Raw genomic sequence first — 19,509 nt, 5'->3', positions numbered from 1 at the left:
CCGCCCACCCCGGGTGGCGGGACCGGCCAGCGGTGCCGGGCCTACAGGCGCTCCACCGCCGGGCCGGAGCAGCGGTTGCGGGTGTCGAAGACGTACCGGGCGTGCCGGACGACGAGGTCGTAGTCGAAGTCATCGTGGTCGGTGACCACGACGACCGCGTCGGCCGCCCGGACCTCCCGCTCGGTCAGGTCCACCACGAGGACCCCGGCCGGGATGTGGTGCGGCTCCGCGTAGGGCTCCACGGCCCGCACGTCCGCGCCGAGGGCCTGCAGGCGCCGGGCGACGTCGACGGCGGGGGAGTCGCGCATGTCGCCGGTGTTCTTCTTGTACGCCAGCCCCAGCAGCAGCAGGCGGGCCCCGCTCACCGCGCGACCGGCCCGGTTCAGCCCGCCCATGATCCGCTGCGTCACGTGCTCGGGCATCTCGTGGTTGACGTCGTTGGCCAGCTCGATGAACCGGAACTGCCGCCCGAGGCGCCGCTTGACCTGCCAGGACAGGTAGCACGGGTCGATCGGCAGGCAGTGCCCGCCCACCCCGGGGCCGGGCCGGAACGGCATGAACCCGAACGGCTTGGTCTCGGCCGCCTCGATCGCCTGCCAGACGTCGATGTCCAGGTGGTGGGAGAGCATGGTCAGCTCGTTGATCAGCGCGATGTTGACCTGCCGGAAGGTGTTCTCGATCAGCTTGGTCAGCTCCGCCACCCGGGTGGAGCCCACCGGCACCGTCCGCTCCACGATCCGCCGGTAGAACCCGTCCACCCGGGACAGGGACTCCGCGTCCACCCCGGAGACCACCTTCGGGGTGTTCTCCAGCCGCCACGCCCGGTTGCCCGGGTCGATCCGTTCCGGGCTGTAGCCCAGGTGGAAGTCGCCGGGGCTGCGCAGCCCGCTGGCCGACTCCAGCAGCGGGCGCAGCAGCTCCTCGGTGGTGCCGGGGTAGGTGGTCGACTCCAGGACCACCGCGCAGCCCGGCCGGACGTACGGGCCGATGCCCGTGCCGGCCTGCTCCACGAAGCTGAGGTCGGGCGTGCCGTCGCGCAGCGGCGTGGGCACGGTGATGACGCAGATGTCGAAGCCCTCGGCGTCGGCGTACTCGGTGCTCGGGCGGTACCGGCCGCTGCCCAGCGCCCGGCCGAGCCGGTCGGCGGGGATGTCCTCGACGAACGACTCGCCCGACGCGAGCCGCTTGACCCGGTCGGCGTCGACGTCGAGGCCGACCACGTCGAGACCGGCCTCGACGGCCCGCATGGCCAACGGCAGACCGACGTACCCCTGGCCGATCACGACCAACTTCTCAACGCTCACCCGGACTCCCGAGGCAGACGGAAACGATCCTGCCCGGGAGCCTAGGGCGATCCGTGTGCCCGTAAGTCCGTTTTGGGATTATCGATGCCGCTGAGGCGGACGGAGCGTCAGTGACGCGTCACGATCGGCTCTGTCGGTCGCCGGTCCTGACGGCGTCGGGGCCGGCGCGTGGCGCGGGTGCCCGGCGGGGCCGGCGCGGTGGGTCAGGCCGCCCCGTCGCGCGGCGTGCTGCCGCCGCCCCCGCCGGCCGGCGGATTGTCCGGGTTCGTGGGCGTGCTCTGGGTGTTGGTCGGCGCCGGGTCCGTGGGCTCCGTCGGGGCGGTGGACGTGGGGGCACCGGTGGGCCCCGGGTCCGTGCTGCCCGTCGGCTCCGGGGACTCCGGGCCCGCCGACCCGCTCGGCTGCGGCGAGACTGGGGGGACGGTGGACGACGGCGACGGGCTGGAGGTGGATCCGGCCGGCCGGAACGGTCGGTTCCGGTTCGTGTCCTGTTCCTCCTGCGTCGGCGTCTCGGCGTCCCCGCTCGGCGCGGTGGCCGGCGCGGTCGTCTTCGGCACGTTGACCGCCGGCGCGTCGGCCTCGCCCGCCGCGCCGAGTGCCGCCCCCAGGCCCGCGAGCGCCACCAGCACCGCCGCGGCCGCGCCGACCAGGGTGCCGCGGCGCTTCCTGCGCGCGGCGGCGACCGCCCCGGCCGGCAGGTCGGTGCGGGTGCCCGGGTCGGCGCCGCGCAGCGCGGCGACGCCCGGGGCGGGCACCATCGCGGTCGGCGCGGACGGGTCGGAGACGGCGGCGCGGGCTGCCTCGGCCATCGCCGCCGCGCTGCCGAACCGGTCGGCCGGGTCCTTCGCCAGGGCGCGGGAGACCAGCGCGCGCACCGCCTCCGGGATGTCGTTCGGCAGCTCCGGCGGCTCGTCGTCGAGGTGCCGGACGGCGACCTGGAGCGGGTTGTCGCCGGTGAACGGCGGGCTGCCGCTGAGGCAGCAGTAGGTCACGGCGCCGAGGGCGTAGATGTCGGTCGCCCCGGAGACCGGCCGGCCGGCGGCCTGCTCGGGCGCCATGTAGAGCGCGGTGCCGGGCACGGCGTTCGTGCTGGTGATGCTGGTGACGTTCGTCGACCGGGCGACGCCGAAGTCGACCAGCACGACGCTGCCGTCCTCCTGCACCAGCAGGTTGCTCGGCTTGACGTCGCGGTGCACGATCCCGCCCAGGTGCGCGGCGTGCAGCGCCTGCGCCACCTGCGCGACGATCGCCATCGTCTCGCCCACGTCGAGCCGGCCGACGGCCTCGATCCGCTTGGACAGCGGCTGGCCGGTGACGAACTCCATGACCAGGTAGTCGGCCCGGCTGCCGTCGGGCAGGTCGTCCTCGCCGCAGTCGAAGACCTGGACGATGCCGGGGTGCCGCAGCGCGGCCATGATCCGCGCCTCGGCGCGGAAGCGGGCGATGAAGTCGGGATCGGAGACCAGCGCGGGCAGCAGGACCTTGACCGCGACCTGACGGCCGAGGACGAGGTCCTTGGCCCGCCAGACGTCGCCCATGCCGCCCGTGGCGACACGCTCGTCCAGGCGGTACCGACCGCTGAGTACGACCTCCGGTGACAACACAGCACCACCGTACCCAGACCGGCGTCGAACGGCGCGTCGTGAGCGGGGCGCCCGGCGGTCGCGGCCGGCCCGGCCGGGGCTGCCGGCCCGCGCGCGCCTCGGATATGCTGTGACCGCTCCGGGACGCTGCGTGACAAGATCCGCCCATCGCCGCCATACGCTGGGCGAACGTCACCTTCGTCGGCGCTCCGTTCGCATGCAGCGTCGCGACTCGGCGCCGCGTTACGGCGACCCGCCCTACGATCGGCTAGATAATTCTCACTCTTTTGCCGACCGGCACCGACTTGTCCGATCGGACGGGCGCTCCTACCGTTAGCCCGACTCGGGCCCGCCCCACGGGCGTAGCCGGCGCCACGCCGCCGGTCGTGCCGCCGTGGCGAGAGTCCAGAACTACCGTCCGGGGCCGCCGCGGCCCGGCGTGACCAGGTCAGCGGGGGGCTGAGGGTGCGGGATCAGGTCCGGTCGCCGGACCGTGCCGGCGTCGCGCACGCCCGGATGACCGGCGTCCGCCGCCCCGGCGCGCCGGGGCCGTGGAGGTGGCGGGCGCATGTCCGCTGAGCTGAACGACGCCGTCGTCGCGGCCCAGGCCGGCGACGAGGACGCCTTCCGGTTCCTCTACCGCAGCCTCCAGCCCGGTCTGCTGCGCTACCTGACCGCCCTGGTCGGCGCCGACGCGGAGGACGTGGCCTCCGAGACCTGGCTCCAGATCTCCCGCGACCTGCCCAGCTTCACCGGCGGCGAGTTCCGGGCCTGGACGGTGACGATCGCCCGCAACCGGGCCATGGACCACCTGCGACGGCAGCGCCGACGCCCGTCGCTCCCGGTCCCGGTGCAGGCGCTCAGCGAACTGGCCGGCGACGCCGACACCGCCGAGCGGGCCGGCGAGACCATCGGCACCGAGGCCGCGCTGGCGCTGATCGCCACCCTGCCGCCGCGCGAGGCCGAGGCGGTTCTGCTCCGCGCCGTCATCGGGCTGGACGCCGAGACCGCCGGGCGGGTGCTCGGGCGCCGGCCCGGCGCCGTGCGTACCGCCGCCCACCGGGGCCTGCGGCGGCTCGCCGCCCTGATGGAACGCTACGACCTGTCCCAGCCGCCGGCCGCCTCCGACGCCGCCACGCCGCCCCGCCCGCGCGCCGGTCGGCGGCAGGCGCCGCACGCCGAGCCGGCGGACGGTTGACGTGAGGGGATCCAGATGACCTTCCGCCGGAGCGAGCGTCCGGCCGACCGCGCCGAGTCCGACCGGCTGCTCGACGCGGCCCGTACGCCGGGCGCCGCCGAGCCGGAGTCGCTCGCCCGGCTGCTCTCGGCCGCCGTGGCCCCGGCGCGCCCCGGGGAACTGGCCGGCGAGGAGGCCGCGCTGGCGGCCTTCCGGGCCGCCCGCGCCGCCGCGCCCGGCGCCGCCGTGTCCGCGCCGCGTCCGCCGCGCGGACGCCGGTTCACCGCCGGCGCCGTCGCCTGGGCGGCCGGGGTGGTGGTCACCGCGACGGCCGGCGCCGCCTTCGCGGCCGTCGCGCTGGACCGCCCCGACGAGCCCACCCCGCCGAGGCCACGCCCGAGCACTCCGGCCCCGGCCAGCACCGAACCGCAGCGGGGCGGGCCGACGGGCGCGACCGGCGGCGGCGCCCCCTCCGGTACGCCCACCGACGACCCGCGCGGCCCGTCGGGCGCCCCCACCACCGCTCCGGTGACCCCGGGCGGCCGGCCGGGCGGGGGACCGCGGCCGCCGGAGCAGCGCACCGAGCAACTGCGCGGGCTGTGCCGGTCGTACCTGGCCAAGCCGGCGTCCCAGCGCGAGAAGGCGCTGGACACCCCCGCGTTCGCCGGCCTGGTGACGGCGGCGGGCGGCCGGGAGGCCGTCGACGGCTTCTGCCGGGAGCTGGTCCCCGACGCGGAGCCGCAGGCGTCGCGGAAGGCCGGGCCCACGGCGCTGCCCACGCCGGACGCGGCCGGCTGACCGCCCCGTCGGTTCCGGCCGGCCACCCGAAATTCGTCTGATAGACAGAGGTGGGTGGGCCGCCGGCGCCCTGCCGATGTCGGTGGTCGGCGCTACGGTGACCCGGACCGGTAGTCGCGCGGGGAAGGGAGCCCGTCCTGTGGTGACGTCGCCGGAGCTCGACCGGACCACCGTCCTGCGGGAGCGCGCCGCGGCGGCGGGCCATCTCGCGCGGATCTGCTTCAAGACCGGCCCACCGACCCGCACCGGCGTCGAACTGGAATGGACCGTGCACGACGCCGCCGACCCCGCCCGCCCCGTCGACGGCGAGCGGCTCCGGGCGGCCCTGGGGCGGCACAGCCCCCCGACCCTCGATCGCGCGAGCCTCGCCGCGCCGCTCCGCCACGGTGGCACCGTGACCGTCGAGCCCGGCGGGCAACTGGAGATCTCCACCGCGCCCCAGGCCTCTGTCGCCGCCCTCGTCCACGCCACCGACGGCGAGATCGCCCAGGTCAGTGGCCTGCTCGCCGCCGCGGGGCTGGTCCTCGGGCAGAGCGGCATCGACCCCCACCGGCCGCCGCGGCCCGTGGTGGAGACACCCCGCTACCGCGCCATGCGGCACGCCTTCGACAGGCGCGGCCCGGCCGGGCGGACGATGATGTACAGCACCGCCGGCCTGCAGGTCTGCCTGGACGCGGGGGAGCCGGCGCACCTGCCGGCGCGCTGGGCGGCGGTGCACGCGATCGGGCCGCCCCTGCTGGCCGCCTTCGCCACGGCCGACCGGCACGCCGGCCGCCCCACCGGCTGGGCGTCGGCGCGGATGGCGGCCTGGTTCGCCATCGACCCGGCCCGCACCCGCCCGGTGTGGACGCCCGAGCGGGCCGACGCCGACCCGGTTGCCGCCTGGGTCGACTACGTCCTCGCCGCGCCGCTGCTCTGCGTGCGCGCCGCCGGTCCCGACTGGACGGCGCCGCCGGCGGTCACCTTCGCCGACTGGGTCGACGGGGCGCTGCCCCGCCCGCCGACCACCGACGACCTCGACTACCACGTGAGCACCCTCTTTCCGCCGGTGCGCCCCCGGGGCTACCTGGAACTGCGCTACCTCGACGCGCAGCCCGGCCGGGGCTGGGTGGTCCCCCTGGCGGTGGTCGCGGCCCTGCTCGCCGAGCCGGGCACGGTGCGCGCGGCCCGCGCCGTCGCCGGGCCGGTGGCGCACCGCTGGCACGCCGCCGCCCGCCACGGTCTGCGCGACCGGGGCCTGGCCGCCGCCGCCGCGGAGCTGTTCGACCTGGCCCGGGCGGCCCTGCCCGGCCTCGACCTGCCGGCGGCCCTGCACGACGACATCGACCGAGAGCTACGGCGGCGACAGGCCGCCGCAGGGAGGAGGCACCGGTGACCGGAGCGACGACGCGGCCGGGCGCGGAGCAGTTGCGCAGCCGGATCGCGGCCGAGCTGGAACGCACCCGCGCCCGCACGGCGCTGCTGACCGAGGCGGTCGACGAGGCCGACCTCGTGCGACAGCACTCGCCGCTGATGTCCCCGCTGGTCTGGGACCTCGCCCACGTCGGCAACCAGGAGGAGCTCTGGCTGGTGCGGGACGTCGGCGGCCGCGAGCCGGTGCGGCGGGACATCGACGACCTCTACGACGCGTTCAAGCAGCCCCGCCGGGACCGGCCGTCGCTGCCGCTGCTGCCACCGCAGGAGGCCCGCGCCTACCTGCTCACCGTCCGGGACAAGGTGCTCGACCTGCTGGACCGGGTCGCGTTCACCGACCGCCCGCTGGTCGCCGACGGCTTCGCCTTCGGCATGATCGTGCAGCACGAGCAGCAGCACGACGAGACGATGCTCGCCACCCACCAGCTGCGCGCCGGGCCGCCGGTGCTGCACGCCCCGCCGCCGCCCGAGCCGCGTGCCGCCGTCGCCGGCGAGGTGCTGGTCCCGGCCGGCGAGTTCACCATGGGCACCGACACCGACCCGTGGGCGCTGGACAACGAGCGCCCCGCCCACCGGGTCCACCTGCCGGCGTACGTCATCGACGCCGCCCCGGTGACCAACGGGCGCTACCGCGAGTTCATCGCCGACGGCGGCTACGACGACCCGCGCTGGTGGAGCCGGGACGGGTGGCGGCACCGCCGGGAGGCGGGGCTGTCCGCGCCGATGCACTGGCGGCGCGACGGCGACGGCTGGGCCTACCGGCGCTTCGGGCGCTGGGCTCCGGTCCGCGACGACGAGCCGGTGGTGCACGTCTGTTACCACGAGGCGCGGGCGTACGCGGCCTGGGCCGGCAAGCGACTGCCGACCGAGGCGGAGTGGGAGAAGGCGGCCCGCTGGGATCCGGCGACCGGCCGCTCCCGCCGCTACCCGTGGGGCGACGACGATCCCACCGCCGAGCACGCCAACCTGGGGCAGCGGCACCTGTGGCCGGCGCCGGTGGGCGCCTATCCGGCGGGCGCCTCGCCGCTGGGCGTGCACCAGCTCATCGGCGACGTGTGGGAGTGGACCTCGACCACCTTCCGGGGGCACCCCGGCTTCACGGCGTTCCCCTACCGCGAATACTCCGAGGTCTTCTTCGGCGACGACTACCAGGTGCTGCGGGGCGGTTCGTTCGGCACCGACCGGGCCGCGTGCCGGGGCACCTTCCGTAACTGGGACTACCCGATCCGGCGGCAGATCTTCAGCGGCTTCCGCTGCGCCCGCGACGCCCGGCCGGAGGAGTCGCAGCCGTGACGGCGGGCAGCTCCGTCGGCCTGCGGACAGCCGGTGACCCGCGTCGACGCCCGCGCGCCGGTCGGCCGGCGGCCGGTGATCCGCGTCGACGCCCGCGCGTCGACCGGCCGGCCGGGGCGGAAGGCACCGCCTGATGTGTCGCCACCTGGCCTACCTGGGGCCGCCCGTCACCCTGCGGGAGCTGCTGTTCGATCCGCCGCACTCGCTCGTGCGGCAGTCCTGGGCGCCGCGTGACATGCGCGGCGGCGGGACGATCAACGCCGACGGCTTCGGCGTCGGCTGGTACCCGGGCGACGGCGAGCCGGTGCGCTACCGACGGGCCCAGCCGATCTGGAGCGACCCGACCATCGCGCAGCTCGCGGCGGTCACCTCCGCCGGCGCGGTGCTGGCCGCCGTCCGCTCCGCCACGGTCGGCATGGCGGTGCTCGACGGGGCCGCCGCCCCGTTCGCCGAGGGGCGCTGGCTGTTCAGCCACAACGGGGTGGTGCGGGGCTGGCCCGACTCGGTGGTCCCGCTCGCCGGGACCCTGCCGGTGCGCGACCTGCTCACCCTCGACGCGTCGACCGACGCGGCCCTGCTGTGGGCGCTCGTGCGGCACCGGCTGCGGGCCGGGGTGAAGCCCGCCCGGGCGATCGCCGAGACCGTCACGGCGGTGGCCGCGGCCGCCCCCGGATCCCGGCTCAACCTGCTGCTCACCGACGGGCACACCGTGGTGGCCAGCGTGGCCGGGCACGCGCTGTCGATCCGGACGACCCCGGCCTCGGTGCTGCTGGCGTCCGAACCGCACGACGACGACCCCGGCTGGCAGGCGGTGCCGGACGGGCAACTGGTGGAGGCGACGGCGACGGGGATGCGCGTACGCGCCCTCGCCGAGGTCTGACCGCCGGCTGACACCGACGTTCCACCCGACGACGAAGGGACAGACATGAGCGCGGAGCCGCTGGAGATCCACCTCGAGGAGCAGGACCTGGGCCGCAGCCTGCGGGAGGACGTCCGCGCCGGCCTGACCGCCGAGCCGAAGTGGCTGCCTCCCAAGTGGTTCTACGACGCCCGGGGCAGCGAGTTGTTCGAGGAGATCACCCGGCTGCCGGAGTACTACCCGACCCGAGCCGAACGCGCCGTGCTGGCCGAGCGGGCGGGCGCGATCGCCGAGCTGACCGGGGCGAAGACCCTGATCGAGCTCGGCTCGGGCTCGTCGGAGAAGACCCGGCTGCTGCTGGACGCGTTCACCCGCCGTGGCGGCCTCGGCTCGTTCGTGCCGCTGGACGTCTCGGTCAGCGCCCTGCGCCAGTCCACCGCCCGGATCGCCGCCGACTATCCGGGGCTGCGGGTGCGCGGCATCGTCGGGGACTTCACCCGCCACCTGGACCGGTTGCCGGCGGGCGGGCGGCGGCTGGTGCTCTTCCTCGGCGGCACCATCGGCAACCTCCTGCCCGCCGAACGGGCGCGGTTCCTGGCCGCGATGCGGGCCGCCCTCGAGGCGGGGGACTGGCTGCTGATCGGCACGGACCTGGTCAAGGACCCGGCGGTGGTGGTGCCGGCCTACGACGACGCGGCCGGAGTCACCGCCGAGTTCAACCGCAACGTGCTGCGGGTGATCAACCGGGAGTTGGGCGCCGACTTCGACCCGGACGGGTTCGCCCACGTCGCCCTGTGGGACGCGCGGCGGGAGTGGATCGAGATGCGGCTGCGGGCGCTGCGGCCGATGCGGGTGCGGGTGCTCGATCTGGCGGTCTCCTTCGCCGAGGGTGAGGAGCTGCGCACGGAGGTGTCGGCGAAGTTCCGGCCGGAGGGGATCGCCGCCGAGCTGGCGGCGGCCCGCTTCGCCGCCCACGAGTTCTGGACGGATCCCGACGGCCTGTTCGGCGTCACCCTGGCCCGCGCCGAGTGACGGGCTGTTCGGCGTCACCCTGACCCGCGCCGGACAGACCGGCTGTTCGGCGTCACCCTGGGCCGGCGCCGGGCAGGCCGGCTGTTCGGCGTCACCCTGGGCCCGCGCCGGGTGACCGGCGCCGGCCGCAACCCGGGTGTGGCGCGTGCCGCAAGCCGGGTGTGGCGCCGGCCGCAACCCGGGTGTGGCGTCGGCCGCGAGCCGGGTGTGGCGCCGGCGCCGGGTGACGATCTTCACCCGCCGCGGTACGGCGGGCGGGCGGTCGGCTAGGCTGGGCGGCGCGAAGGGGAGTAGCCCCCAATGTCGTGGTCGACACACTGGTGCGTTCCGCATCCGGCCACGCGGCCTCGTGAACCGGGGCGGGCGAGACCTTCGACCCAGGCTGTCGTAGCCGGGTCGAGGGCGCCCCGTACCTCCTCCCGGCATGATCCGGAAGGATGTCATGGAAGGTTTCCTCGTCGCGCTGGTCGTCAGCTTCGGCGTCATCTTCGTCGCCGAGCTGGGGGACAAGTCCCAGCTGATGGCTCTGACCTTCGCCACCCGCTTCAAGCCCGTGCCGGTCCTGATCGGCATCACCGTCGCCACCGCCGTGGTGCACCTGGCCTCGGTGGCGATCGGCTACGGCCTCGGCGCCGCGCTGCCGACGGAGTGGATCTCGCTGGTCGCGGGCCTGGCGTTCCTCGGCTTCGGCGCGTGGACCCTCCGGGGGGACACCCTCACCGAGGAGGAGAAGCGCAAGGCCGAGAAGACCAGCAAGTCGGCCATCGTGGCGGTGTCGGTGGCGTTCTTCCTGGCCGAGCTGGGCGACAAGACGATGCTCGCCACCATCACCCTCGCCACCCAGTACGGCTGGTTCGGCACCTGGCTCGGCTCGACGATCGGCATGGTGGCGGCGGACGCGCTGGCGATCCTGGTCGGCCGGATGCTCGGCCGGAGGCTGCCGGAGAAGACCATCAAGTACGGCGCGGCGGTGCTCTTCGCGATCTGCGGGCTGTGGCTGATCCTGGAGGCCGTCGCGGAGCTCACCTGACGCCGACTACCGGCGTTCGGGCCGGGTAAGGCCAGCCGGTGGGCGTCGAGGAGGTGCTGCGGCACGGCTACCAGGCCCTGGTCACCTCCGTGGAGGTCGCCGGCGCGGTGGTCATCTTCGTCGGTGCGGCCTGGGCGGCGCTGCGGTTCGTGGTCGAAGGACTACGACACCGCAGCGCCGCCGTGTTCACGCCGATCCGGCTCTCCCTGGGGCGGTTCCTCACCCTCGGGCTTGAGTTCCAGCTCGCGGCGGACATCCTGCGTACGGCCGTCTCGCCGACCTTCACCCAGATCGGCCAGTTGGCGGCGATCGCCACGATCCGGACGGCGCTGAACTACTTCCTGGGCCGGGAGATCCGCCAGGAGCAGCGGCAGGTGGGGCAGGCGGGGCGAGACTCGTGACCCGGGCCCTGGTGACCGCCACCACCGCCCTGGCCACGCTCGCCGGGCTGGCGGTGCTGGTCGGCACGGGCTCCTGGCGCTGCGCGCTGCGGGTGCTGCTGGACCTGCTCACCGCCGCCGGACTGCTGCGGCTCGCCGTCGGCCAGGGGTGGGCGGAGCTGGCCGCGGCGGCGGCGATCATCCTGCTGCGGCGGCTGCTGTGGGCCGCGCTCGCCGCCGCGACGCCGGAGCGGCTGGCGGCCCCCACCGGGCGGGAGGACCGCCGCCTACCGCTGCGGTAGGCGGCGGGCCCGCGGCTCAGCGGTCGTCGCGTTGGTAGACGTCCGGCACGCCGTCCTGGTCGGCGTCCACCCGCTCCGCCTCGGCGATCCGCCGGTAGGCGGCGTTGCGCCGGATCAGCACGACCGCGGCGAGCAGCGCCGCGATCACCGAGCCGGCGAGCACGGCCGCCTTGACGTTGGCGTCGGCGGCGCTGCCGGCGCCGAACGCGAGCTCGCCGATCAGCAGCGAGACGGTGAAGCCGATCCCGGCGAGCAGCGCCACGCCGAGCAGGTCGGTCCAGGTGATGTCCTCGTCGAGGCGGGCCCGGGTGAACCGGGCGAGCAGGAACGTCGAGCCGAAGATCCCGACGGCCTTGCCGAGCACCAGGCCGGCGACGACGCCGATGACGATCGGGTCCGTGACGATCGCGCCCAGGTCGGCGCCCCGCAGCGACACCCCGGCCGCGAAGAACGCGAAGACCGGCACGGCGAGGCCGGCCGAGACGGGGCGCCAGCGGTGCTCCAGGTGCTCGGCGAGCCCGTGGCCGTCACCGTCGCGGCCCCGCAGGACGGGCACGGTGAAGCCCAGCAGGACGCCCGCGACGGTGGCGTGCACGCCGGAGGCGTGCATGAGGGTCCAGGCGGTCACCGCGAGCGGGATCAGCGCCCACCACCAGGTCTTGCGGCGCTGCACGAGCAGGCCGAAGAGCGCGATCGGGGCCAGCGCGGCGAGCAGCGGCAGCAGGCTGAAGTCGTCGGTGTAGAAGACCGCGATGACGGTGATCGCGAGCAGGTCGTCGACCACCGCGAGGGTGAGCAGGAAGGCGCGCAGTCCCTGCGGCAGGTGGGAGCCGATGAGGGCCAGCACGGCCAGGGCGAACGCGATGTCCGTCGCGGTGGGGATGGCCCAGCCCCGCAGCCCGTCCCCGCCGGCGGCCACATTGACCGCGACGTAGATCAGGGCGGGCAGCACCATGCCGCCCACGGCGGCGATGACCGGCAGGGCCGCGCGGCGGGGGTCGCGCAGCTCGCCGGCGACGAATTCCCGCTTCAGTTCCAGCCCGACGACGAAGAAGAAGATGGCCAGCAGGCCGTCGGCGGCCCAGGCGGACAGGTTCAGGTCGAGGTGCAGGGACTTTCCGCCGGACCAGGGCACCCAGTCGCCGAGCGCCTCGTAGGAGGCCCCCCAGGGCGAGTTGGCCCAGATCAGCGCGACGACCGCGCCGAGCAGCAGGAGGCCGCCGCCGACGGTCTCGGTCCGCAGCACGTCGGCCAGGAAACGGGCCTCCGGCCAGGAGGTACGCGAGAAGAGCCGGCGGTGCGTGCGGGAGGGGTCGTTCTGCGGGGCGCGATCTGTCATGCGCAAGATCCATCTCGGTGTCGGGGCAGCAGGGGATCAACCGCCGACCAGACTTCCCGGCACACCGTTGCCGACCCTATCCATCTGCGGCGCGACCGGCGAGTCGGGACGGCTCGTCGGTCGGCAACGTCACGCCCGTTCGTTTCTCCCCGCTACCCGGGACGCCGCCCGCCCGTTTGTCCGTTGGCGAGTCGGGTGCGGATGTCAAGGGGCGAAAATACGTAACTCGGGACATAAGTCGTATGAGTCGCTTTAATGGTTTCACGAGATTAAGTCGACCTTGGGGGTTTTCGTGAAGTTCTTTGGCGTTACCGGCCTGGTACGGAGGCGCGCCTGATGGACCTGTACCGCCAACTCCGCCTTGTGCGCCAGCACTGGTGGATCGTGCTCCTCACCGTCATGGTCGCCCTCGGAATCACCGCCCTCGTCACCGTCCGGGCCCAGCCCCGGTACGACGCCTCGGTGACCTTCTTCGTCACCACGCCCAGCCAGGGCGTCACGGACGCCTACCAGGGCGGCCTCTTTCTCCAGCAGCGCGTCAAGTCGTACGCCGAGCTGCTGACCAGCGACCGGCTCGCGCAGAGCGTGGTGGCGGAGAACCCGATCGGGCTCACCGCCGAGGAGGTCCAGCGCCGGGTCAGCACCTCCACCGAGACCGGGACCGTGCTGCTGCGCGCCACCGTGACCGACACCGACCAGAACCGCGCGCTGAAGGTCACCGAACTGCTCTCCGCGAAGTTCGTCGAGCTGGTGCAGAAGGTGGAGACCACCCAGGACGGCAAGGCCGGCCCGATCAGGATCGAGGTGGTCAGCGGGCCGCGGGTCAGCCCCACCCCGGTCTCGCCGCAGCCCGTGCGCAACTTCGCGATCGGCTCGCTGCTGGGGCTGCTTGCCGGCGTGGGCCTGGCGATCCTGCGCGGCCTGGCCGACGTCCGGCTGCGCGACGCCGCCGGTCTCCAGCGCACCACCGGCAGCCCGCTGCTCGGCGAGATCCCGTTCGAGAGCACCGCGAAGTCCGAGCCGTTGATCGTCGGCGAGGCGGCCAACTCCGCCCGGGCCGAGGCGGTGCGCAAGCTGCGGACGAACCTGCGCTTCGTCGACGTGCACGAGCCCGCCCGGGTCATCGCGGTCACCAGCGCCCTGCAGGGCGAGGGCAAGACGACGCTCTCCTGCAACCTGGCCATCGCCCTGGCGGAGGCCGGCTGGCGGGTGCTGCTGGTCGACGCCGACCTGCGCCGCCCGAAGGTCGCCGACTACCTGGGGCTCGACGCCGGCATCGGGCTCACCGACGTGCTGGTGGGCGACGTCCAGGTCGGCGACGTGGTGCAGCGCTGGGGCGACAAGTCGCTGCTGGTGCTGCCCAGCGGCTCGGCGCCGCCCAACCCCAGCGAGCTGCTCGGCTCCAAGGCGATGGCGGACCTGCTGCTCGCCCTGCGGGAGTCGGCCGACATCGTCATCATCGACACCGCCCCGCTGCTCGCCGTGACCGACGGCGTGGTGGTGGCCGTCCAGGCCGACGGCGCGCTCCTGGTCTCGCAGCAGGGCCGCACCTCGCGGACCCAGGTCGCGGCCGCCGCGCGTTCGCTGAACTCGGTCTCCGTCCGGCTACTCGGCTGCGTGCTCAACATGGCCAAGGTGGCCAAGGCCGAGGCGTACCAGTACGAGGCCTACCGGGTGGTGACCACGACCGGGGCCCTGGACGTGCCGGCCGACCGGGCCCCGGGCGCCCGGCACGCGGAGCGGGTCGACGGCCTCGGCGACCGGACGCAGGAACTCACCCGGCTGTCCCGATGAGCGCGGCGAGGGGTCGCAGCGACCGTTCGATCTCCTCGGCGCAGCGGCGGAAGTCGGCGGCGGTACCGCCGAGCGGGTCCACCAGGTCGTCCGCGTCGGGGGTGGCGGGTTGCAGCCGCCCCCGGGCGCGGGCGGCGGCCCGGACCGCGGCCCGCAGGGGCCCGTCGGCCGGGTACGCCGCGGCGTCGCCGTCGGCCGGATCCGTCGCCTCGCCGGCCGCCTCGGCCAGCCGACCGAACTGGCGCAGGGTGAACGTCCGGTGCAGCGCCGCCGGCGCCAGCGCCGTGCAGACCGATCGCTGCCGTCGGGTCGCCGCCAGCACCAACGTCGCCCCGACCAGGAGTTCCGCGCGCAGTCGGCGACTGCGGAAGTCGGTCGGGTCCCCGCCGGTCTCCGCCGCCACCTCCGCCGCGTACGGATGCATCGCCAGGCCGTCGACGGCGTCGGTGCCCGCGCTGGAGACCAGCACCGGCTGCCCGACCAGCAGGCGGCGGGCGAGGTACTCGGCCATCGGCGACCGGCACAGGTTGGCGTGGCAGACGAACAGCACCCGGTCGACCATCTGGACCCCTCTCGTCGGCGCGGTCGCGGGCGACGCCGCGACCACCGTCGGCCGACGGCGCCGGCCGGACGTGGAGGGGATGCGGGCATCGTACGCGGGCCCGGGCCGTCCACGGCACCATGCCGCGCCGAGCGGCGCCGCCCGGACGGGGGAACGCCGGTGAGGATCGGGATCCTGTCCTACCACTTCCCGCCCGAGCCGGCGTTCATCCCCGGCAGCCTGGCCGAGGAACTCGCCATGCGGGGGCACGAGGTGCGGGTGCTGACCGGCTTCCCCGACTACCCCGGCGGGCACGTGTACCCGGGGTGGCGGCAGCGGTGGCGGCACGAGACCCGCAGCGAGCGGCTGACCGTCCGGCGAATTCCGCGCTACAGCGGCGGCGACGCGTCGCTGCGCGGTCGGATGGCCGGATACCTCTCCTTCGCGGGCAGCGCCGCGCTGACCGGCCGGTCGTTCCTGGCCGACGTCGACGCGCTCTACGTCCACCTGCCCCCGGCGACCGCGTTCGCCGCGGCGGGCCTGCTGCGCCTGCTGGGTCGGGTGCCGACCGTCGTGCACGTGCAGGACGTCTGGGCGGCGGCCGAGGCGACCGAGGCGGAGCACGGGCGGTGGGCCGGGCGCGTCGGCGCGGCGATGAGCCGGGCCTACCGGGCCGCCGACCGGATCGCGGTCTCCGCGCCGTCGCTGCGGAACCGGGTCGTGGCCGCCGGCGCCGACCCGGCCCGGGTGCGGGTGGTGCTCAACTGGACCGACGAGCGGATCTTCCAACCCGCGCGACCGAGCCGGGCGGCGCGCCGGCTGGTGCGCCGCGACGACCGCTGCGTGGTGATGCACGCCGGCACCATCGGCGCCCGGCAGGGCCTAGAGACGGCGGTACGGGCGGCGGCGGCACTGGACCGCACGATGGACCTCGTCCTGGTGGGTTCGGGCGCGGACGAGCGGCGGGTGCGGGGGCTCGCCGCCGAACTGCGCGCCGACAACGTGCGCTTCGTCGAGCGCCGGTCGCCGCTGGACATGCCCGAGCTGTACGCCGCCGCCGACTACCAGCTCGTCATGCTGCGCGATCTGCCCGAGCTGCGCAGCACGCTGCCGGCGAAGCTCCAGGCGGCGTTCTCCTGCGCCGCGCCCGTGGTCGCCTCGGCCGGTGGGGACACCGCCGAGCTGGTGGAGCGGGCCCGGGCGGGCCTCTCCTGCCCGCCGGAGGACTGGGCGAGCCTCGCCGACAGGTTCTGGCTGGCAGCCACCATTCCGCCGCCCGCCCGGGCGGAGATGGGTCGGCGGGGCCGGGAGGCGTACCTGCGGGAGATGTCGATGCCGGCGGGCGTGGACCGGATCGAGCGGCTGCTGTACGACGCGGCGGCCGAGCGCGCCGCCGGCCGCTGACGCGCGAACGAGACTCGCGTACCGACAAAAACCGTCATCTACGGGTGGAAACGATCGTTACCTGTTAGGAACAGGTGGAGGAATGAGGTCCTCTGTCCGTTTCAGGAAGGACGTGTGGTGTGAGGGAGAGCCAGAGGTCGCGTCGGCGGCGCGGCCGGTCCCGCCGGCGGCGGCAGCTTCGTCGTGCCCTGCTCGCCTCCCTCGTGGTGGGCTCCCTGCTCCTGTTGACCGGTGGCTGGGTGGGCTTCCGGGGCTGGCAGGCCCGCGCCCACCTGCTCAACGCCGCCGGGCTGGCCCGCGAGCTCAGCGCCCAGGTGGTCGGCGGCGACACGGCCCGGGCGCAGCGCACCCTCGCCGCGCTCCAGGAGCAGGCGGACAAGGCCAGGGCGGCGACCGACGATCCCGGCTGGTGGCTCGGCCGGCACACCCCGTACGCCGGGGACAACCTCGCCGCCGTACGGCAGATCTCGGTCGCGGTCGACGACCTGGCCCGGCGGGCGTTCCCACTGCTGCTGCGCACCGACCTGACCAGCCTGGTGCCCGAGGGCGGGCGGCTCGACGTGGCCCGGCTGAAGACGGTGTCGGCGGAGCTGGCGGACGTCAACTCGACGGTGCAGGGCACCCGGAACAGCCTCGCGGTGGTGCCCGCCGACGGCCTGGTGAGTCAGGTCCGGCAGGCCCTCGCCGACCTGCGGGGCGAACTCGACCGGCTGGCGGGCCTCACCGCCGCGGCGGACCAGGCCAGCCGACTGCTTCCGCCCCTGCTCGGCGCCGACGGTCCCCGCACCTATCTCGTCGTGTCCCAGAATCCGGCCGAGCTGCGCGCCACCGGCGGCATGATCGGCGCGTACGCCCTGATCCACGCCGACGGCGGCCGGATCCGGATGGGGAAGCAGGGCACGAGCAGCGCGCTCGGCCAGTTCCAGCCGCCGTTGAAGGTCCCCGCGGAGGTGCGCCGCCTCTGGGCCGACCTGCCCGGGATCTATCCGGCGGACGTCAACCTCACCCCGCACTTCCCGACCGCCGCCGCGCTCTACCGGGAGATGTTCCGGCGCCGGGAGAAAACCACAGTGGACGGCGTGCTGGCCGTCGACCCGGTGGTGTTGTCCTACCTGCTGAAGGCCACCGGCCCGGTGATGGTCCCCGGTGGCGTCCCCCTCGCCGCGGAGAAGGTCGTCCAGACCGTGCTCAGCGACAGCTACCAGCGGATGGAGAACGACGAACAGGACGCCTTCTTCGCCGCCTCCGCCGCCGCCGTGTTCGACGCGCTGGTTACGAAGAAAGTAGACCCGAAGGGTTTATTGTCCGCATTTGACCGTGCTGTCACTGAACGCCGGATATTGTTCTGGAGTGCCCGACCGGAGGAGCAACGGACGCTCGGCGACAGCCGGATGGCCGGGGCGCTCCCGGAGAAGGACACCGTGCCGACCGTCGGCGTGTTCCTCAACGACGGCAGTGGCGCGAAGCTCGGCTACTACCTCCGGCCGGCGGCGACCCTCACGGTCGGCGACTGCCGGGCCGACGGACGCCGCGAGCTCCGGCTCCGGGTCACCCTCCGCTCGTCGGCGCCGAAGTCGGGTCTCAGCAAGTCGGTCCTCGGCCTCGGCCTGGCCGGCGACCCGTACACCGTCCGCACGCTGGTGTCGGTGCACAGCCCGGCCGGCGGGGCCGTGCTCACCACCCGCCTCGACGGCGTCGAGACGGCGGTGGGCAGCGGCACCGAACGGCGCCGCCAGGTGACCACGGCGAACGTCGAGGTCGGCCCGGGAGACTCCCGCACCCTGGAGGTCACCGTGCTCACCGCGAAGACCGACGCCGGCACGGCCGAGCTGTGGCTGACCCCCACCGCCACCCCATGGACCACCCAAGTTGTTTCCGCACCAAGCTGTGATCAGTAGGAGGGAACCAATCATGCGGCTATCCCGCATCATCATGGCGCTCACGGTCGGTCTGGCCGTGTTGGCCGCGCCGACCGCAGCGGGGGCGGCGCAGCCGCAGCCGGCGCCCGGCACCGGCACGCCACAGCCACCGGTCTACCCGCCGGGGACCGGCGTCGCGACGCTCACGGTGCGGCCGTCGACCATCGTGGTCGGCGAGACCGCCACCCTGATCGGCACCGGCTGGACCCCCGGCGAGACGGTCATCATCACCGTCAGCACCTCGCCGCTCGCCGCCGCCGTCCCGGGGCAGCAGGCGCGGCGTAGCACCGGCGAGACGGTCGCGATGGCGCCGGTCTCGTTCCAGCAGGCGCCCCAGCCCGACCGCGACACGATCGTGGTCACGGCTGACGCGAACGGCGAATTCCGTACCACCTACAAGCCCCGTCACCCGGGCACCTACACCTTCCGGGCGGAGGACGAGGCGGAGGAGCAGTCGGCGACGGCGACGCTCACCGTGCTCAAGAAGCACCAGGCGCCGCTGCCCGTCACGGGCGACAGCCTGGGCACCCCGATGAAGGTCGGCGGCGGCCTCGTCGGCGCCGGCGCGGTGCTCCTGCTCATGTCGCTGGTCTGGCGCAAGCGCCACCGCCTCGGCATGGGAGCCGCGCGCTGACCTGAGCGCCTCTCCCGGGCAGATGTCCCGGGCACGGCTGACGCCCGTCGGGGGTTCCCGGCGGGCGTCGGCTTGTTCGTCGTGCTGCGGGGTGCGGATCCTGCTAGCGGTGCGCCGTGGTGGGGTGTGGGCCGCCGTGCCTTCGGGCGGTCAGGCTTGATCCCTGCGTCGGGCACGGCGGGCCATACCCCGTCGCTGGAGCGGTGCGGGGGAGATCTTGGTGAGGAATGGCCCCTGGAGGGGCGCTTTTCTGCCAAGATCTCGGGCGCTCACCGGGCCCGCGAGGTCATCGGTCGGGTGGACGGCGTGATCGGGTGAGGACACGCTGCCCCATAGGTGGGGCAGCTCGACAGCGCCCCGCAGGTGTCCGCCCTCGCGCATGGGGCGGATCGCCCACGGCATCAGCTAAGCGGCGCCCCGGCAGGGTTCACCTCCGCGCAGACATGAATCGTTTGCGACATCAGCCCCGCAGCGTGACGGGCCGTGCCCTGCCGGCGGCATGTGTAGGGCGCTTGTTGTTCGGCGCGCCCAATCTTGTGTCCGGTGTCCGGTTCGGGGTGTGACCGGGGGCATCGTGGGCGCGGAATCGTGGGCGGGCCGGGGTCGTTACACCATGCGTACGGCCGAGTAAGGGCACGTCACCGCCTGCGGGCGCGGGCGTGGCCGGGCCCCCGGAATGATGGCGGGCCGGTGGTCGTTACACATGG

At 74.7% G+C, this 19,509-nt stretch carries 17 protein-coding genes; 13 read left to right on the top strand and 4 right to left on the bottom strand.

All coding sequences use genetic code 11. The annotated features are described in order from the left end of the window. Positions 1–41: 41 nt before the first annotated feature. Together ACWENR_RS13765 and ACWENR_RS13760 are read right to left on the bottom strand one after the other, a co-directional pair. Positions 42–1,304, bottom strand: coding sequence for a nucleotide sugar dehydrogenase (locus ACWENR_RS13765; protein WP_452277333.1), 1,263 nt, complete (start codon positions 1,302–1,304; stop codon positions 42–44). 203 nt (positions 1,305–1,507) lie between these two features. Continuing rightward, complete coding sequence (locus ACWENR_RS13760) at positions 1,508–2,908, bottom strand: protein kinase domain-containing protein (protein ID WP_452277332.1); 1,401 nt, start codon at positions 2,906–2,908, stop codon at positions 1,508–1,510. A 547-nt stretch (positions 2,909–3,455) separates the two neighbouring features. On the opposite strand from ACWENR_RS13760, the gene ACWENR_RS13755 reads away from it, so the two are divergent. The 9 genes from ACWENR_RS13755 to ACWENR_RS13715 all read left to right on the top strand — a co-directional run bounded on the left by ACWENR_RS13755 (position 3,456) and on the right by ACWENR_RS13715 (position 11,171). Continuing rightward, positions 3,456–4,085: an RNA polymerase sigma factor gene (locus tag ACWENR_RS13755; RefSeq protein WP_452277331.1), complete on the top strand. Its 630-nt coding sequence runs from the start codon at positions 3,456–3,458 to the stop codon at positions 4,083–4,085. A 15-nt stretch (positions 4,086–4,100) separates the two neighbouring features. Then, a complete protein-coding gene (locus ACWENR_RS13750) occupies positions 4,101–4,862 on the top strand; it encodes a hypothetical protein (RefSeq protein WP_452277330.1) in 762 nt (253 codons plus the stop codon). A gap of 139 nt (positions 4,863–5,001) precedes the next feature. Continuing rightward, positions 5,002–6,237, top strand: coding sequence for an ergothioneine biosynthesis glutamate--cysteine ligase EgtA (gene egtA, locus ACWENR_RS13745; RefSeq protein WP_452277329.1), 1,236 nt, complete (start codon positions 5,002–5,004; stop codon positions 6,235–6,237). After that, positions 6,234–7,568, top strand: coding sequence for an ergothioneine biosynthesis protein EgtB (egtB, locus tag ACWENR_RS13740; protein ID WP_452277328.1), 1,335 nt, complete (start codon positions 6,234–6,236; stop codon positions 7,566–7,568). Before egtA ends, egtB begins: the two co-directional genes overlap by 4 nt. A gap of 133 nt (positions 7,569–7,701) precedes the next feature. Next, positions 7,702–8,448 carry an ergothioneine biosynthesis protein EgtC gene (gene egtC / locus ACWENR_RS13735; protein ID WP_452277327.1) on the top strand — a complete coding sequence of 249 codons (747 nt, stop codon included), beginning with the start codon at positions 7,702–7,704 and terminating at the stop codon, positions 8,446–8,448. A gap of 45 nt (positions 8,449–8,493) precedes the next feature. Then, positions 8,494–9,459: an L-histidine N(alpha)-methyltransferase gene (gene egtD, locus ACWENR_RS13730; protein ID WP_452277326.1), complete on the top strand. Its 966-nt coding sequence runs from the start codon at positions 8,494–8,496 to the stop codon at positions 9,457–9,459. A gap of 442 nt (positions 9,460–9,901) precedes the next feature. Next, positions 9,902–10,489 (top strand): TMEM165/GDT1 family protein, encoded by a 588-nt coding sequence (locus tag ACWENR_RS13725; protein ID WP_452277351.1) that lies wholly within the window; start codon positions 9,902–9,904, stop codon positions 10,487–10,489. Between the two features lie 38 nt (positions 10,490–10,527). Beyond that, a complete protein-coding gene (locus tag ACWENR_RS13720; protein ID WP_452277325.1) occupies positions 10,528–10,890 on the top strand; it encodes a DUF1622 domain-containing protein in 363 nt (120 codons plus the stop codon). Further along, on the top strand, positions 10,887–11,171 hold the full coding sequence (locus ACWENR_RS13715; RefSeq protein ID WP_452277324.1) for a hypothetical protein: 285 nt from the start codon (positions 10,887–10,889) through the stop codon (positions 11,169–11,171). The genes ACWENR_RS13720 and ACWENR_RS13715 overlap by 4 nt, the downstream gene beginning before the upstream one ends. A 16-nt stretch (positions 11,172–11,187) precedes the next feature. Here the strand turns inward: ACWENR_RS13715 and nhaA are convergent, their stop codons facing one another. Further along, positions 11,188–12,510, bottom strand: a complete 1,323-nt coding sequence (nhaA, locus tag ACWENR_RS13710; RefSeq protein ID WP_452277323.1) for a Na+/H+ antiporter NhaA — start codon at positions 12,508–12,510, stop codon at positions 11,188–11,190. Positions 12,511–12,846: 336 nt separating this feature from the next. On the opposite strand from nhaA, the gene ACWENR_RS13705 reads away from it, so the two are divergent. Further along, a complete protein-coding gene (locus tag ACWENR_RS13705) occupies positions 12,847–14,304 on the top strand; it encodes a polysaccharide biosynthesis tyrosine autokinase (RefSeq protein ID WP_452277322.1) in 1,458 nt (485 codons plus the stop codon). Here the strand turns inward: ACWENR_RS13705 and ACWENR_RS13700 are convergent. Then, entirely contained in the window at positions 14,285–14,866 is a 582-nt protein-coding gene (locus ACWENR_RS13700) for an arsenate reductase/protein-tyrosine-phosphatase family protein (protein ID WP_452277321.1), read from the bottom strand. The genes ACWENR_RS13705 and ACWENR_RS13700 overlap by 20 nt on opposite strands. Before the next feature lie 159 nt (positions 14,867–15,025). On the opposite strand from ACWENR_RS13700, the gene ACWENR_RS13695 reads away from it, so the two are divergent. From ACWENR_RS13695 to ACWENR_RS13685, 3 genes are all read left to right on the top strand, one after another. After that, positions 15,026–16,249, top strand: coding sequence for a glycosyltransferase family 4 protein (locus tag ACWENR_RS13695; RefSeq protein ID WP_452277320.1), 1,224 nt, complete (start codon positions 15,026–15,028; stop codon positions 16,247–16,249). A 119-nt stretch (positions 16,250–16,368) separates the two neighbouring features. Continuing rightward, the gene (locus tag ACWENR_RS13690; protein ID WP_452277319.1) at positions 16,369–18,147 is read left to right on the top strand and encodes a DUF4012 domain-containing protein; all 1,779 of its coding nucleotides are present in this window, start codon (positions 16,369–16,371) and stop codon (positions 18,145–18,147) included. 13 nt (positions 18,148–18,160) lie between these two features. Beyond that, on the top strand, positions 18,161–18,802 hold the full coding sequence (locus ACWENR_RS13685; RefSeq protein ID WP_452277318.1) for a hypothetical protein: 642 nt from the start codon (positions 18,161–18,163) through the stop codon (positions 18,800–18,802). Positions 18,803–19,509 lie beyond the last annotated feature (707 nt).

The sequence above is a fragment of the Micromonospora sp. NPDC004336 genome (assembly GCF_053602615.1).
Note: the sequence above shows the minus strand (reverse complement) of the source record. Positions and strands in the feature narration are given on the sequence as shown.